12 protein-coding genes and 1 tRNA gene are annotated in these 15,325 nt (G+C 71.4%); 10 read left to right on the top strand and 3 right to left on the bottom strand.

The features are described from left to right. The first annotated feature begins 4 nt into the window (after positions 1-4). Together ITJ50_RS16425 and ITJ50_RS16420 are read left to right on the top strand one after the other, a co-directional pair. A complete protein-coding gene (locus ITJ50_RS16425) occupies positions 5-1,237 on the top strand; it encodes a D-alanyl-D-alanine carboxypeptidase family protein (RefSeq protein WP_194590945.1) in 1,233 nt (410 codons plus the stop codon). Positions 1,238-1,279: 42 nt separating this feature from the next. After that, complete coding sequence (locus ITJ50_RS16420) at positions 1,280-2,653, top strand: serine hydrolase domain-containing protein (protein ID WP_194590963.1); 1,374 nt, start codon at positions 1,280-1,282, stop codon at positions 2,651-2,653. A 154-nt stretch (positions 2,654-2,807) separates the two neighbouring features. Here the strand turns inward: ITJ50_RS16420 and ITJ50_RS16415 are convergent, their stop codons facing one another. Then, entirely contained in the window at positions 2,808-3,602 is a 795-nt protein-coding gene (locus tag ITJ50_RS16415) for an SGNH/GDSL hydrolase family protein (protein WP_194590944.1), read from the bottom strand. A gap of 23 nt (positions 3,603-3,625) precedes the next feature. Between ITJ50_RS16415 and ITJ50_RS16410 the strand changes: the two genes are divergently transcribed. The 5 genes from ITJ50_RS16410 to ITJ50_RS16390 all read left to right on the top strand — a co-directional run bounded on the left by ITJ50_RS16410 (position 3,626) and on the right by ITJ50_RS16390 (position 10,013). After that, positions 3,626-4,789, top strand: coding sequence for an acyl-CoA dehydrogenase family protein (locus ITJ50_RS16410; protein ID WP_194590943.1), 1,164 nt, complete (start codon positions 3,626-3,628; stop codon positions 4,787-4,789). A 437-nt stretch (positions 4,790-5,226) separates the two neighbouring features. After that, a complete protein-coding gene (gene dinB, locus ITJ50_RS16405; protein ID WP_194590942.1) occupies positions 5,227-6,471 on the top strand; it encodes a DNA polymerase IV in 1,245 nt (414 codons plus the stop codon). 173 nt (positions 6,472-6,644) lie between these two features. Then, positions 6,645-8,435 carry a DEAD/DEAH box helicase gene (locus ITJ50_RS16400; RefSeq protein WP_042540322.1) on the top strand — a complete coding sequence of 597 codons (1,791 nt, stop codon included), beginning with the start codon at positions 6,645-6,647 and terminating at the stop codon, positions 8,433-8,435. 7 nt (positions 8,436-8,442) lie between these two features. Further along, complete coding sequence (locus ITJ50_RS16395) at positions 8,443-8,652, top strand: hypothetical protein (protein ID WP_017887301.1); 210 nt, start codon at positions 8,443-8,445, stop codon at positions 8,650-8,652. Between the two features lie 32 nt (positions 8,653-8,684). Beyond that, complete coding sequence (locus tag ITJ50_RS16390) at positions 8,685-10,013, top strand: NAD(P)/FAD-dependent oxidoreductase (RefSeq protein ID WP_017887302.1); 1,329 nt, start codon at positions 8,685-8,687, stop codon at positions 10,011-10,013. A gap of 271 nt (positions 10,014-10,284) precedes the next feature. On the opposite strand, the gene ITJ50_RS16385 is transcribed toward ITJ50_RS16390, so the two are convergent. After that, positions 10,285-10,370, bottom strand: a tRNA-Leu gene (locus ITJ50_RS16385). A gap of 161 nt (positions 10,371-10,531) precedes the next feature. On the opposite strand from ITJ50_RS16385, the gene ITJ50_RS16380 reads away from it, so the two are divergent. The 3 genes from ITJ50_RS16380 to mshC all read left to right on the top strand — a co-directional run bounded on the left by ITJ50_RS16380 (position 10,532) and on the right by mshC (position 13,994). Next, positions 10,532-11,860, top strand: a complete 1,329-nt coding sequence (locus ITJ50_RS16380) for a M20/M25/M40 family metallo-hydrolase (protein WP_056068690.1) — start codon at positions 10,532-10,534, stop codon at positions 11,858-11,860. A gap of 62 nt (positions 11,861-11,922) precedes the next feature. After that, the gene (locus ITJ50_RS16375) at positions 11,923-12,753 is read left to right on the top strand and encodes an undecaprenyl-diphosphate phosphatase (RefSeq protein ID WP_017887304.1); all 831 of its coding nucleotides are present in this window, start codon (positions 11,923-11,925) and stop codon (positions 12,751-12,753) included. Further along, positions 12,750-13,994: a cysteine--1-D-myo-inosityl 2-amino-2-deoxy-alpha-D-glucopyranoside ligase gene (gene mshC, locus ITJ50_RS16370; protein WP_194590941.1), complete on the top strand. Its 1,245-nt coding sequence runs from the start codon at positions 12,750-12,752 to the stop codon at positions 13,992-13,994. The genes ITJ50_RS16375 and mshC overlap by 4 nt, the downstream gene beginning before the upstream one ends. 390 nt (positions 13,995-14,384) lie before the next feature. On the opposite strand, the gene ITJ50_RS16365 is transcribed toward mshC, so the two are convergent. Next, positions 14,385-15,308: a proteasome assembly chaperone family protein gene (locus ITJ50_RS16365; RefSeq protein ID WP_017887306.1), complete on the bottom strand. Its 924-nt coding sequence runs from the start codon at positions 15,306-15,308 to the stop codon at positions 14,385-14,387. Between the last annotated feature and the right edge of the window lie 17 nt (positions 15,309-15,325).

The raw sequence follows: 15,325 nt of genomic DNA, 5'->3' as shown, positions 1-15,325 counted from the left end.
TCCCGTGTCACGAGTCGTCCGCCGCCCCCGCTCCGCCGTCCGGAGGCCGGTCACGATCTCGGTGGTCGCCGTGCTGCTCCTGGTGGCCGGGTACCTCGTCGCCGCGGCCGTCGTGCCGTTCGGTCCGGCGAGCGCCAGCACCACCACCTACTCGGCACCGAGGACGACTGCCCCGGCACTGAGCTTCCCGGGCTACGGCGCGACCGCGGTCGAAGCGACGGACTTCCCCGAGAGCCTGCGTACCAGCGGCGACACGAAGCCCCGGTCCATCGCGAGCATCACGAAGGTCGTCACGGCGCTCGTGGTGCTCGACGAGAAGCCGATGGCGCCCGGACAGTCGGGCCCGGCCATCCGCTTCACGAAGCAGATGGAGGGCCTGTACGCGAAGTACGCGGCGCAGAACGGCGAGGTCGCCCCGATGCCGGCCGGCCTGAAGCTCACCGAGCACCAGGCGTTCCAGGTGATGCTCATGAAGTCGGCCAACAACTACGCCGGCGCGCTCGCCATCTGGGCCTTCGGATCCCTCGACGCCTACGAGCGAGCGGCCGCGAAGTGGCTCGACGAGCAGGGCCTCGACGACACGACGATCCACGAGCCGACCGGCCTCGACCCGGACAACACCTCGACCGCGACCGACCTGGTCGAGCTCGGGCAGCTGGCGCTCGCGAACCCGGTCGTCAAGGACATCGTCGGCACGCAGGACGTCACGATCCCGACGGTCGGCGCGATCGAGAACTCGAACAAGCTCCTCGGGCTCGACGGCGTCGAGGGGATCAAGACCGGCACGCTCGACGAGGCCGGGGCCTGCCTGCTGTTCGCGGCGACGTACGAGCGTGGCGGCAGGCAGGTCACCGTCGTCGGCGTGATGCTCGGTGGCGTGGACCACGACTCCCTCGACAACGACGTGCAGCGGTTGCTGCGGTCCGTCGCGGACAACTTCCAGGTGGTGACGCTCACCCACCGGGGGCAGACCTTCGGCACCTTCTCGACCCCGTGGCAGGACGAGGCGGACGCGGTCACGACGAAGGCCGCCGAGGTGCTCGTGTGGGGGAAGACCACGGTCACCGCGAAGGCGACGCTCGAGCGGGTGACCTTCGGCACGAAGGGCGAGCGGGTCGGGCGGGTCCGGTTCCGCATCTCCGACCACGACCCGGTCACGGTGCCGCTCGCGCTCGCGCGGACGATCGACGACCCCGGCGTCTGGTGGCGTTGGACGAACCCGTTCCAGGGGGCGTGACGCTCGTCGGTGCCCGACCGTAGAGTCGGTCGGGTGACGACGATGACGACGTTCCCCCGGACCACCCCCTCCGCCCTCGACGTCGACGCCCGCGGAGTCCTCGCGTTCGTCGACGCCCTCGAGTCGACACCCGGCGTCGAGCCGCACAGCTTCATGCTGCTCCGGCACGGCCAGGTCGCTGCCGGGGGGTGGTGGCAGCCGTACTCGGCCGACCGCGTGCACCTGCTCTACTCGCTGAGCAAGAGCTTCACCGCAGCGGCCGTCGGCATCGCCGTGCGGCAGGGATTGGTCGACCTCGACGCGACCGTGCTGTCGTACTTCCCGGAGCTCGACGCCGACGTCACCGATGAGCGCAGCCGCCGGATGCGGGTGCGGCACCTGCTCGCGATGGCGAGCGGGCACCGCGAGGAGACGCTCGAACGGGCGGAGGCCCTCGATCCGACGAACACGGTGCGCGGGTTCCTGCTGCTCCCGCCGGACGAGGAGCCCGGCTCGGTCTTCGCGTACAACCAGCCGTGCACGTACACGCTCGCGAGCATCGTCCGGCGCGTGACCGGCGGGTCGCTCGTGGCCTGGCTCCGCCCGCACCTGCTCGACCCGCTCGGCATCGACGACCTCGCGTGGCGCCGCGACGACACCGGCGCGGAGTTCGGGTTCAGCGGGTGCTACGCCACGACCGACGCGGTCGCGAAGCTCGGCCAGCTGTACCTGCAGGACGGCGTCTGGAACGGCGAGCGGATCCTCGACGCCGACTGGGTCGAACAGGCCACGAGCACGCAGGTCGCCAACCCGGACGAGGCCAACCCGGACTGGTCGAAGGGGTACGGCTTCCAGTTCTGGATGGCCCGCCACGGTTTCCGCGGCGACGGCGCCTACGGTCAGTTCTGCGTCGTCCTGCCGGAGCAGGACGTCGTGCTCGCGATCACCGGTCAGACCGTCGACATGCAGGCGGTCCTCGACGCGGCCTGGCAGCACCTCCTGCCCGCCGTCGACGGCACGACCGACACGGATGCGGACACCGCACTGGAGGCCCGGCTCGCCTCCCTCGGGCTGCCACCGGTGCAGGGTGGTCGCCTTCCGGAGCACCTCGCCGACGTCGAGCTGCGGTCGCGTCCCGGCGGGATCCTCGACGCCGCCACGTTCGCGCGCGGTGCAGACGGGATCCGCCTGACGATCACCGACGACGGCCGGTCGGAGTCCGTGCCGCTCGGCGAAGGACGGTGGGCCGTCGAGGGCGCCCTCGCGGCGAGTGCGGCGACCGAGCCGGAGGGCACCGTGCTCGTCGCGGTCCGCTTCCTGGAGACCCCGCACCTGCTGCACCTGCGCATCGACCTCGACGCGGGCACGGTCGGGGCGAAGTGGAAGACCGAGCCGCTGCACGACGGTCCGATGACGCTCCGTCGCCCCGCTGACTGACCGGTGCCGACCACGGGGTGCGCACGACCCCGTTCGCGGCGCGCACGACGCGGTTCGCGCCCCCGTAGCGTCATCGCGCCCCGGTGAGCCGGGGCGCGATGACCGTGGTGTGTCGCGGCTGCGCAGGCGTGCGGACTCGAAGGGGCGTCGTCGGCTACGGGGTGTCGGAAGGGTGCTCGGTGACGATCTGCAGCTCGGGCCGCTTCGCCGTCACCCCGTCGCCGGACGAGGTGTGCTTGAGGCGGCGGACCACCCACGGCACCAGGTACTCCCTGGCCCACCCGAGGTCCTCGGCGCGGGCCTCGCGCCACGGGCGTGCCTCGAGCGGGTCCGGGTTGAACGGTTCGAGTCCGTGCGGCACACCGAGGGTGTCGAGCACCGCGGCGGCGATCGTGGAGTGGCCCATCGGGGAGTGGTGCAGCCGGTCCGGAGCCCACATCCGCGGGTCCCGGAGCACGCGGAGTGCCCACATGTTGGCCACCAGGGCGCCGTGCTTCAGGGCGATGGCGTGCAGGTTCTCGTTGTAGATCGCCGTCTTGCCGCGGACCATGCCGAGCACCGGGGTCATCCCGACGTCCGGGCCGGTGAACAGCACGACGGTGGCACCGTCGCGCCGCAGGTCCGCGACGAGCCGGTCCACCCGTTCGGCGAGTTCGTCCGGGTCCGAGCCGGGGCGGATGATGTCGTTGCCGCCGGCCGACACCGTGATGAGGTCCGGGTGCAGGGCGACGGCGGCCTCGGCCTGCTCGTCGATGATCTGCTGGAGCAGCCGCCCGCGGATCGCGAGGTTCGCGTACGCGAAGTCGTCCGTCTGGTGTGCCAGCACCTCGGCGACGCGGTCCGCCCAGCCGCGGTTGCCGCCCGGGACGGTCGGGTCGGGGTCCCCGATCCCCTCGGTGAACGAGTCACCGATCGCGACGTACCTGGTCCAAGGATGACGATCTGACACGTCCCGGACCCTAGTCTCGTGGCATGACGAAGGCCAACACGGACGCCGTCGGCTGGTCGGTGCCCGACGAACTGCTCGACCGCATCGCCGGGCGCGCCTCCGGGTACGACGCCGCGAACGCGTTCTGCACCGAGGACCTCGACGAGCTCCGCGCCGCCGGCTACCTGCGGATCGGTGTCCCCGTCGAGCAAGGCGGGGCGGGCCTCGGCCTCCGCGCCACCGCCGACGTGCAGCGCGCCCTCGCCCAGGCCGCGCCGGCGACGGCGCTCGGCCTCGGCATGCACCAGGTGTGGGTGCAGGCGGCGCGCGCCGTCCGTGCGCGAGGTGAGTCGTTCCTCCAGGCCGTCACCGACCACGCGGCGGACGACCAGCTGCTCGCCTTCGGGGTGAGCGAACCCGGCAACGACGCCGTGCTGTTCGACTCGTCGACGACGGCGGAGCCGGACGGCGACGGCGGGTACCGGTTCACCGGCACGAAGGTGTTCACCTCCCTCGCTCCGGCGTGGGACGTCATGAGCGTCTTCGGCAAGGACACCTCGGGGGCGGAACCCCGGCTCGTGCACGGCTTCGTGCTGCGGTCGGACGGCGACGTGGAACACCTGGACGGCTGGGACACGCTCGGGATGCGCGCGACGCAGAGCCGCACCACGAACCTGCACGGCGTGCACGTCCCGGCTGGCCGCATCGTCCGGTCACTGCCGGTCGGGCCGAACCAGGACCCGCTCGTGTTCGGGATCTTCGCCTCGTTCGAGCTCCTCATCGCGTCGGTGTACGTCGGGATCGCCGAGCGGGGGGTCGCGCTCGCGGCGACCGCCGTGGCGCACCGCACCGCGGCCGACGGCACTCTGCGGTCGCAGGACCCCGACGTGCGCCGGGCGATCGCCGACCTGCGCGGCGCGGTCGACGCGATCACGCTGCAGGTCGACTCGTTGGCGCGGTCGGTCGACGAGGTCGACGACCTCGGAGCCCGGTGGTTCCCGCTGCTCGTCGGCACGAAGGCGCGGGCCGTGGACACGGCGCAGCACGTCGTGGACGAGGCCATGCGCGTCGTCGGCGGCTCGGCGTTCCGGGCGTCGAGTGAGCTGGCGCGGCTGGCGCGCGACGTCCGGGCGGGGCAGTACCACCCGTCGTCGCGCGACTCCGCGGCGCGGACGATCGCCGCGTCGGTGCTCGGCCCGCTCGGCTGAGCGCTGCGCTCCGGGGCGCTTCCGGTGCGAGGGCGGCGTAGCGGCGTAGCGGCGCACGGTGCGGGGTCCGTCGGCCGGTGCGAGGTTGGCGTGGCGGCGCTCGGTGCGGGGTCCGTCGGCCGGTGCGAGGTTGGCCGATCGGTGTTGCCTTGCGGCGCCGCACCGTGCGACCAACCCGGCACCGAGTTGCGAAGGGCGCGCGGTGCCGCGGGCGATGGCGTGGCGGCGCTCGGTGCGGGGTCCGTCGGCGGGTGCGGGGTTGGCCGCTCGGTGCTGCCTTGTGGCGTCGCACCGTGCAACCAACCCGGCACCGAGTTGCGAAGGGCGCACGGTGCGACGGCGGGCAAACAACCGCGCACGACGGGACGAACCTCGCACCGTGCGGCCGTCGGCACGCCGGGCACGGCGATGTCGGTGGCGCCTGGCATCATCTCGGTGTGAGCAAGCAGGACGGACGGAACCGCCTCGTCTCCGACGCACCGGTGGACGACGTCTCGGCGACCGTGCTTCACGTCGACATGGACGCCTTCTTCGCCTCCGTCGAACTGCTCGACCGCCCCGACCTGCAGGGCCTGCCGGTCATCGTGGGCCACGACTCCGACCGCTCCGTCGTCACGGCGGCCACCTACGAAGCCCGTCGGTACGGCGTGAACTCCGCCATGCCGATGGCCGTCGCCAAACGCCGCTGCCCGAACGCCGTGATCGTCGAACCGCACTTCGAGAAGTATCGGGCGAAGTCCGCGTCCGTGATGGCGATCTTCGACCGGTTCACCCCGCGGGTCGAGCGGCTCGGCATCGACGAGGCGTTCCTCGACGTCGCCGGCGCGCTCCGGCTCTACGGCACGCCGTGGCAGATCGGCCAGGCGATCCGCCGCACGGTCTTCGCCGAGACCGGGCTGCACTGCTCGGTCGGTGCGGCATCGACCAAGTTCGTGGCGAAGCTCGCCTCCAGCCGGTCGAAGCCGGACGGCCTCCTCGTCGTGCCCGGAGCGGACACCGTGGCGTTCCTGCACCCGCAGCCGGTCTCCGCGCTCTGGGGCGTGGGCGGCAAGACGCAGGAGACGCTCGAACGCCGGGGCATCCGCACCGTCGGCGACCTGGCGAACACCCCGCTCGGCTCGCTCGTCTCGGCACTCGGCCCGGCTGGCGGGCAGCGGCTGCACGACCTGTCCTGGGGTCGCGACCCGCGCGTGGTCGACACCGGCGTCGGCGAGAAGTCGATCGGGCACGAGATCACGTTCGGCCGCGACCTGACCGAGCGCGACGACGTCGCTCGCGAACTCCTCCGCCTGGCCGACAAGGTCGCGGTCCGCCTGCGCCAGGCCGACGTGCAGGCCCGGACGGTGGCGCTCAAGGTCCGCTACACCGACTTCACCACGCTGACCCGGTCGCGCACCCTGGCGGAACCGACCGACGTCGCGAAGCGCCTGCACCGCGAAGCCGTCGAGCTGTACGACGTGCTGCACCGACCCGGCAACCAGATCCGGCTGATCGGCGTGCGCGGCGAGAACCTCGTGCCCACGGCTGCCAGCAACGCCCTGTGGGACGACGACGCGCCGTGGCGTGACACCGAGACCACCGTGGACGCGGTCGCCGCTCGCTTCGGCGCCGGCGTCCTGCGACCGGCATCCCTGGTCCGTCGGACCCCTGACGGGGGCGTCCCGCACGCTCGGCAGGACTGACGGTGGCGGTAGAATCGGGTTCAGTGAGCGCAGCGGAGTACGAAGACCAGCAGCCCGCCACGCTGTGGGCGGAGTCGGGTGACGACCAGTCCGGCGCCGGCGGCACATCGCCGACGCTCGACACGGCGCAGGCCGACGGTGACGCCGCCCGTGACGAAGCCGACGCCGCGGCCCTGGCCGAAGCGGCCGGCAACTCGGCGGTCCAGCACCTGTCGCCGGCGTTCCCGGACCGGGCCGCATGGGGCACGGCATCGAAGCTCCGCGCCTGGCAGATCGAAGCGCTCACGAAGTACTTCGAGAAGGAACCCCGCGACTTCCTGACGGCAGCGACCCCGGGTGCCGGCAAGACCACCTTCGCGCTCCGACTGGCGACCGAGCTCCTGGCCCGCGGCACCGTCGACCGCATCGTCGTCGTCGCACCGACCGAGCACCTGAAGCGCCAGTGGGCCGACTCCGCCGACCGCGTGGGCATCCGGATCGACCCGATGTTCAAGAACGGCGACGGCATGTTCGGCCGGCACTACCAGGGCGTCGCGATCACCTACGCCCAGGTCGGCATGAACCCCGAGGTGCACAAGCGCATCACCGAGGGCGGGCGCACCCTGGTCGTCCTCGACGAGGTCCACCACGGCGGCGACGCCCTGACGTGGGGCGACGGCATCAGGGAAGCGTTCTCCGGTGCCACCCGACGGCTCTCGCTGTCGGGGACCCCGTTCCGTTCCGACACCGCACCGATCCCGTTCGTGCAGTACGCCCCCGACGAGCAGGGCATCCGCACCTCGATCTCCGACTACAACTACGGCTACGGCCGCGCACTCAAGGACGGCGTCGTCCGCCCGGTGCTGTTCATGGCCTACGCCGGCCAGATGCGCTGGAAGACCCGGATGGGCGACGAGATGTCGGCCTCGTTGGGTGAGCAGGTCACGAAGGACATCACGGCCCAGGCCTGGCGCACCGCACTGTCGCCCGAGGGCGAGTGGATGCCGGCCGTGCTCTCCGCCGCCGACAAGCGCCTGACCGAGGTCCGCCGTGGTGTGCCCGACGCCGGCGGTCTGGTCATCGCCACGGACACCACCACGGCCCGCGCCTACGCCCGGATCCTGCAGCAGATCACGGGGGAGCGCCCGACCGTGGTGCTGTCCGACGAAGCCGCGGGGTCGAGCCGCATCAGCGCCTTCGCCGAGGACACCTCGCGCTGGATGGTCGCCGTCCGCATGGTCTCCGAAGGCGTCGACGTCCCACGGCTCTGCGTCGGCGTCTACGCCACGAGCGCGAGCACGCCGCTGTTCTTCGCACAGGTCATCGGCCGCTTCGTCCGTGCCCGTCGTCGTGGTGAGACCGCGAGTGTCTTCCTGCCGAGCGTCCCCGGCCTGATGGCCCTCGCCGCCACCCTCGAGCTCGAGCGCGACCACGCCCTCGACCGCCCGAAGGACGCCGACGACGGGATGTACAACCCCGAAGACGCCATGGTCGCCGAGGCCAACAAGGAAGACCGTGCGTCCGAGAGCCTGCTCGAGGTCCAGCCGTTCGAGGCGCTCGACTCGCAGGCGTCCTTCGACCGCGTCCTCTACGACGGCGGCGAGTTCGGTACCGGCGGCGAGGTCGGTTCCCTCGAGGAGCTCGACTTCATCGGCATCCCGGGGCTCCTCGAACCCGACCAGGTGCGCGACCTCCTGCGCGCCCGGCAGGCGACCCAGGCCAAGCGGTCCAAGGGTCGGACGGCCAAGGACGGCCTGCCCAAGGCGCCCGAGCCGGACCGCCCGATGTACATGACGATCAAGGAACAGCGGACCGAGCTCGCCCGGCTCGTGTCGATCTGGTCCCGTCACTCGAACGAGCCGCACGGATCGATCCACGCCGAACTCCGGCGCATCAGCGGCGGTCCGGCCGTGGCACAGGCGAGCATCGAGCAGATCCAGAAGCGCATCGACATCCTGCGCTCCCGCATCGGCGGACGTCGGTGACGGCCGCGTGATCGAGCCGGTCGACGATCGCACCTGGTACGTCAAACGCGACCCCGAGGCGTCGCCCGAGGCGATCATCGACCGCTTCGGCGGCGGCTACCGGCTGCGCCGCTTCTCGCTCACCGAGTCCCGCCGCACCCCGCACGGAGTGTTCACGGGCCCCGAACTCGCCGAGACCGCGTGGTGGCGGCTCCGCGACAGGCCGCGGAACTCATGACGCGCCAAGCCAAAGTCCGGTAGACCGGAGGAATGGCAGACTCGATCCCTCACGTCCTCGTCCTCGGCGGCGGCTCCGCTGGCTACGCCACGGTCAAGCAGCTCCAGAAGCACGCGGCCACGGTGCCCATGCGGATCACGCTGGTGGACCAGAACACCTACTACACGTACCTGCCGTTCCTGCCCGAGGTCGCCGGTGGCCACATCGCACCGAAGGACGTCACCGTCGAGCTGCGCCGTGCGCTGCGCAAGACCCGCGTGATCCAGGGCAAGGTCACCGCGATCTCCTCGGCCGACAAGACCGTCTCGATCGCGACCGCCGGCGGCGACGACCGCACCCTCGGCTACGACCAGCTCGTCGTCGCCCTCGGCTCCGTCACCCGCACGTTCCCGACCCCCGGACTCGAGGAGTACGGCGTCGGCTTCAAGAGCGTCGAAGAGGCCGCCTACGTGCGCGCCAAGCTCCTCGACAACATCGCGAAGGCTGCTGCCACGCGGGACGAGGACGAGCGCCGTCGTCTGCTGACCAGCGTGTTCGTCGGCGGTGGCTACACCGGCGTCGAGGCGATCGGTGAGCTGTTCGACGTGTCGCAGGCCGCCATCAAGACCTACCCGTCGCTCGCCGGCGAACAGCCCCGCTGGGTGCTCATCGACGCGCTCGACCGCGTCGCGCCCGAGGTCGGCCCGGAGCTGTCCAAGTGGACGCTCGAGTCGCTCCGTGCCCGCGGCATCGACGTCCGCCTGAAGACCACCATGCCGAGCGCCGAGGGTGGTGTCGTCAAGTTCTCCGACGGCGACGAGTTCGCCACCGGACTGCTCGTCTGGACCGCAGGCGTCAAGCCGAACCCGCTCCTCGACGCCTCCGACCTGCCGCGCGGGCCGAAGGGCCACCTCGCCGCCAACGCGAAGCTCCAGGTCGAGGCCGAGGACACCCACCAGGTCGTCGAGGGCGTCTGGGGCCTCGGTGACGTCGCGCAGGTGCCCGACCTGACCGCCGACAAGCAGCCGGCGTTCTACCCGCCGAACGCGCAGAACGCCGTCCGTCAGGCCGTGGTCGCCGCCGACAACATCGTCGCGACCATCACCGGCAAGCCGCTCGAGGAGTACCGCCACCCCTCCATCGGCACCGTCGCGTCGTACGGTGTGGGCAAGGGTGCCGCGAACATCAAGGGCATCAAGATGACCAACCTGTTCGCGTGGCTCGCGCACCGCGCCTACCACGTGTACGCGATGCCGACCCTGAACCGGAAGGCGCGCATCGTCATCGGCTGGATCACCGGCGCGGTGTCCGGTCGCGACGCGACCTCCCTGATCAAGGAGACCGACCCGCGACGCAACTTCGTCGAGGCGTCGAAGAGCTAGACGCACCCACGGACGCACGGGAGGCGCGGTGCCAGCTGGTACCGCGCCTCCCGTCCGTCCGTCACGTGCGTTCGCGCCGTGCTGTGTTCACGATCTGGTGCGGTGTTGCGTGTTCGGTGCGCGCTTGCAGCGCCGCACGGAGCGCGGAACCTCGCACGGGGTGGGGAGGTGTGCGCGGAGGACGCCCCGAGCGCAGCGATGGCGGCACTCGCCGGGAAGACACAACAGAAAATGCCCCCCGACCGAAAGGTCAGGGGGCACGCATTTCCTGTGTCCGAGAGGGGACTTGAACCCCTACGCCCTAATACGGGCACTAGCACCTCAAGCTAGCGCGTCTACCAATTCCGCCACCCGGACAGGGTGTCTGGTGTCTGTTTCCCGGGTTGAACCCGGCGTTCCTGCCGAGAGAAGACACTAGCACGGGTCTGAACGCGCGATGAACACGGGAGCGCATCCCGGGCGAGTCCTCGGTGTGCCGTCCCGGCGTCGGGGTCGGTGTCGACCGATACCGTGGAGCCATGACGAACCCGGAGCCGTCCGAGCACCAGTCCGTGTCCGAGCTCGAGGCGACCGCGGCGATCGCCCGCGACCTCATCCGCATCGACACGACGAACTGGGGCGAGGGGAAGTCGCGCGGCGAGGCCGAGGCGGCCCACTACGTCGAGGACAAGCTCCGAGCGCTGGGTCTCGAGCCGCAGTTGTTCGAGTCGGAGCCGGACCGGGTGAGCGTGGTTGCGCGTGTCCCCGGGCGGAACCGTGACAAACCGGCGCTCGTGGTGCACGGGCACCTCGACGTGGTGCCGGCGGATCCGGCGAACTGGTCGGTCGATCCGTTCGGCGGCGTCGTCAAGGACGGTTCGCTGTGGGGCCGCGGTGCCGTGGACATGAAGAACATGGACGCGATGATGCTGACGTCGCTGGCTGACGTCATCGAGCAGCACGGTGCGCCCGAGCGTGACCTGGTCATCGCGTACTTCGCCGACGAAGAGGCCGGGGGAGTCCTGGGTTCGCACCACGTGGTCGACCAGCATCCGGAGGTCTTCGCGGGAGCGTCGGCGGCGATCAGCGAGGTCGGCGGGTACTCGATCACGCTCGGTGACCGTCGCGCCTACCTGCTGCAGACCGGTGAGAAGGCGCTGATGTGGGTGAAGCTCGTCGCGCGGGGCACTGCGGCGCACGGCTCGCACGTGATCCGCGACAACGCCGTCACGAAGCTCGCGGCGGCGGTCGCGCGGATCGGCAGCGAGGAGTGGCCGGTCCGGCTCTCGGCGACGACGGACGCGATGGTCGCCGAGGTGGCGCGGTTCCTCGGCGTCGACCCGACGGTGACCGGTCCGGACGAGGTCGCGCTGGCCACCGGGTCGGCGTCGCGGTTCATCCACGCCGCGCTGCACACCACGTCGAACCCGACCGTGCTGACCGCGGGCTACAAGCACAACGTCATCCCCGACACCGCCGAGGCGCTGGTCGACATCCGTTGCCTGCCGGGCGATGAGGAGTCCGTGCTGGAACGGGTGCGGGAGCTCGCCGGACCCGAGGTCGAGGTGGTCATGTCGTTCCGCGACATCGGCCTCGAGCAGGACTTCGGCGGCCCCCTGGTCGACGCGGTCCGCGATGTCCTGGGGCGGCACGACCCGGGAGCCCCGGTCCTGCCGTACCTGCTGTCCGGCGGCACCGACAACAAGGCGCTCTCGACGCTCGGCATCGCCGGGTACGGGTTCGTGCCGTTGCAGCTGCCCGCCGGTGTGGACTTCCCGGCGATGTTCCACGGGGTCGACGAGCGGGTGCCGCTCGACTCGCTCGCGTTCGGCCGGCGGGTGCTGGGCGACCTGCTCGCGACGTACTGATATTGTTCGTGGTCGCCGTCGTGGCGGTGCCCTGACCGACCTCCCCCCGAAAGGCCCGTGCGATGCACATCCTCGAGGCGATCTTCCTCGGCTTCGTCCAGGGGCTCACCGAGTTCCTGCCCGTGTCCTCCAGCGCGCACCTGCGCATCGTCGGGCTGTTCCTGCCCGACGCGAAGGACCCGGGTGCGGCCTTCACCGCCGTGACGCAGCTCGGCACCGAGACCGCGGTGCTCATCTACTTCTGGAAGGACATCACCCGGATCATCGGGCGGTGGTTCCGGTCGGTGGTCAAGCGTGACGTGCCGAAGGGCGACCCCGACGTCCGCGTCGGCTGGCTGGTGATCCTCGGAACGATCCCGATCGGGGTCGCCGGGCTCCTGCTCAAGGACTCCATCGAGACGACGTTCCGGTCGCTCTGGATCGTCGCGATCGTCCTCATCGTGTTCGGTGTCGTCCTCGGGGTGCTCGACCGGGTCGGCCGCAAGGAGCGCCGGATCGAGCAGATGACGTTCCGCGGCGGTCTGCTCATCGGCCTGGCGCAGATGCTCGCCCTGGTGCCCGGGGTGTCCCGTTCCGGTGCGACGGTGTCGATGGGCCTCGCCCTCGGCTACACCCGTCCGGCGGCCGCGCGCTTCGCGTTCCTGTTGGCGATCCCGGCGGTGTTCCTGTCCGGGTTCTACGAGGCCGCGACGAGCCTCGGTGACCACGGATCGCCGTTCGGACTCGCCGACACGCTCATCGCCACGGTCGTCGCGTTCGTGGTCGGGTTCGTCGTGATCGCAGCGTTCATGAACTACATCAGCAAGCGCAGCTTCATGCCCTTCGTCGTTTACCGGATCGCACTCGGTATCGTGCTCATCGTGTTGTTGTCGCTCGGAGTGATCCAGCCGTGAGGGCCTGGCAGGCCCCATCCGTCCCCGACGTCCCCGGCGCCGCGCCCAGACCGGTCGTCCACGACACCGCCACGGGCAAGCCGGTGGACCCCGCCCGCGACGAGGACCGTGCCGCGCTGTACGTCTGCGGCATCACACCGTACGACGCCACGCACCTCGGTCACGCGGCGACGTACCTGGCGTTCGACACCCTCGGCCGCGCCTGGCGCGACGCCGGACTCGACGTCGAGTACGCGCAGAACGTCACCGACGTCGACGACCCGCTGCTCGAGCGCGCCGCTCGCGACGGTGTCGACTGGCGCGAGCTCGCTGCGTCCCAGGTCGACCTGTTCCGTCGCGACATGGAGTCGCTGCGGATCCTGCCGCCGGACGACTTCGTGGCCGTGACCGACGAGGTCGAGCGGGTCGCCGAGGCCGTGTCGTTCCTGCAGGAGACCGGCTACGCGTACGAGGTCCCGACCGACGACGCCGAGGGCGACGACCTGTACTTCGACGTCAGCCGGCCCACCGACGCGTGGACCCTCGGCGACGAGAGCGGCCTCGACCGCGAGACCATGCTGACCCTCGCCGCCGAACGCGGCGGTGACCCCGACCGTCCGGGCAAGCGCGACCCGCTCGACCCGCTGCTGTGGCGCGCCGCGCGGGACGGCGAGCCGGCCTGGGACACCGAGATCGGCCCAGGACGCCCCGGCTGGCACATCGAGTGCAGCGTCATCGCCGGCGACCGCCTCGGTCTGCCGATCAGCGTGCAGGGCGGCGGGAGCGACCTCGTGTTCCCGCACCACGAGATGAGTGCCGGGCACGCTGCGGCCCTCGCCCACCAGCCCCTCGCGAACGCGTTCGTGCACACCGGGATGATCGCCTACCAGGGCACGAAGATCTCGAAGTCGCTCGGCAACCTGGTCACCGTGCGTGGCCTGCTCGACGATGGCGCCGACCCCCGGGCGATCCGGCTGGCGCTGCTGTCGCACAAGTACTCCGACGACTGGGAGTGGTTCGCCACCGAGCTGACGAGTGCCGAGACGCGACTCGCGGGCTGGGACGCCTGGGCTTCCGGAGCATTGGCCGGGCACGCCGACGACGCGGCCGACGTCGCCACGCGCATCCGTGCGCGGGTTTCGGACGACCTCGACACGCCGGGTGCGGTCGCAGCGGTGGACACGGCGATCGCGGGCGGCACGGCGTGCACTCCCGAGCTCGTCGACCTGATCGACGCGCTGCTCGGCATCCGCCTGGCCTGAGCTCGGTCGGCTGGCCGGCCGTCGGCCTGCGTCGCGTGGTCGCGACGCGTCGCGTGCGTGCCGCCGAGGGGTCAGGAACCGTCGCCGAGGCGGGCCGCAGCCGACAGTTCGCGACCAGTCGCCGGAGGTGAGTGGTGTGTCGTGACCGTTCGCGGCCGCCGGACGGGAGGCTCGTGGCGAGTCAGCACCGTGCCTCCCGTCAGCGGAGTGGTCGCGACGCGTCGCGTGCGCGCCGCCGAGGGGTCAGGAACCGTCGCCCAGGCGGGCCGCAGCCGACAGTTCGCGACCACCCGGCGGACGCGAGCGGCGTGTCGTGACCGCACACCCCACGACGGACAGGAGGCACGGTGCCAGCCGGCACCGTGCCTCCTGTCCGTCAGTGGGTGACGGCTACTGCTGGGGTCGCCACGGCCCCTCGCCACCGGCGGTGCCGCCGTCCTTGCCGTCCTTGCGCTCCCGGCGACGGAGGTACTGCTCGAACTCCTGCGCGATGGCGTCGCCGGAGGCCTCGGGGGAGTCGACGGTGTCGCGTGCCTGCTCGAGCTGCCCGATGTACGACGCCATGTCCTCGTCGTCGGCGGCGAGGGCGTCGATGCCCTCCTCCCACTCGGTGGCGTCGTCGAGCAACGACCCGCGGGGCACCGTGACGTCCGTGAGCTCCTCGATCTTGTCGAGCAGCGAGAGCGTGGCCTTCGGCGAGGGGGAGTTGTGCACGTAGTGCGGCACGGACGCCCAGAGCGAGAGCGTGGTCAGCCCCGCCTTGTCCATCGCGTCGGCGAGGACACCGAGGATGCCGGTCGGCCCCTCGTACGAGGACTTGTCGACGTCGAAGGCAGCGCGGACGCCGGCGTTCTCACTTGACACGAACACCGAGATCGGCCGGGTGTGCGGGACGTCGGCGAGCATCGCACCGACGAAGACGACGGCGTCGATGGAGTAGACGTCCGCCAGGTCGATGATCTCCGAGCAGAAGCCACGCCAGGTGCGCGAAGGCTCGGGGCCGACCAGCACGAACACGTCGCGGTCGGTGGGGGAGCCGGTGGCGCCGATGACCGGACGCCCCTCGGCTCCGGGGCCGTGCAGCACGATCCGGGGCCACTGCACGCCGCGGTTGCCGTCGTCGTCGGTGCCGACGGTGGGCCGGTTGAACTGGTAGTCGACGTACCGCTCGCCGTCGAGCTCGCGGAGTTCGTCGAGGCCGAGCGACTCGACGATGCGACGCGCCAGACCGCTCGCGGCCTCGCCGGCGTCGTTCCAGCCCTCGAAGGCGACGACGAGCAAGCGGCCGTCGCTGAAGGGGGAGTGCTGTGGCACGGAGCGGACCTCCTGGT

The organism is Curtobacterium sp. VKM Ac-2889 (genome assembly GCF_015350855.1).
Taxonomy (GTDB): domain Bacteria; phylum Actinomycetota; class Actinomycetes; order Actinomycetales; family Microbacteriaceae; genus Curtobacterium; species Curtobacterium poinsettiae.
Note: the sequence above shows the minus strand (reverse complement) of the source record. Positions and strands in the feature narration are given on the sequence as shown.

Excerpts from the sequence above, each read along its gene's own strand:
- ITJ50_RS16420 (WP_194590963.1), top strand. The coding sequence starts at position 1,280 with ATGACGACGTTCCCCCGGACCACCCCCTCCGCCCTCGACGTCGACGCC.
- ITJ50_RS16410 (WP_194590943.1), top strand. The coding sequence starts at position 3,626 with ATGACGAAGGCCAACACGGACGCCGTCGGCTGGTCGGTGCCCGACGAA.
- ITJ50_RS16390 (WP_017887302.1), top strand. The coding sequence starts at position 8,685 with ATGGCAGACTCGATCCCTCACGTCCTCGTCCTCGGCGGCGGCTCCGCT.
- ITJ50_RS16380 (WP_056068690.1), top strand. The coding sequence starts at position 10,532 with ATGACGAACCCGGAGCCGTCCGAGCACCAGTCCGTGTCCGAGCTCGAG.
- ITJ50_RS16375 (WP_017887304.1), top strand. The coding sequence starts at position 11,923 with ATGCACATCCTCGAGGCGATCTTCCTCGGCTTCGTCCAGGGGCTCACC.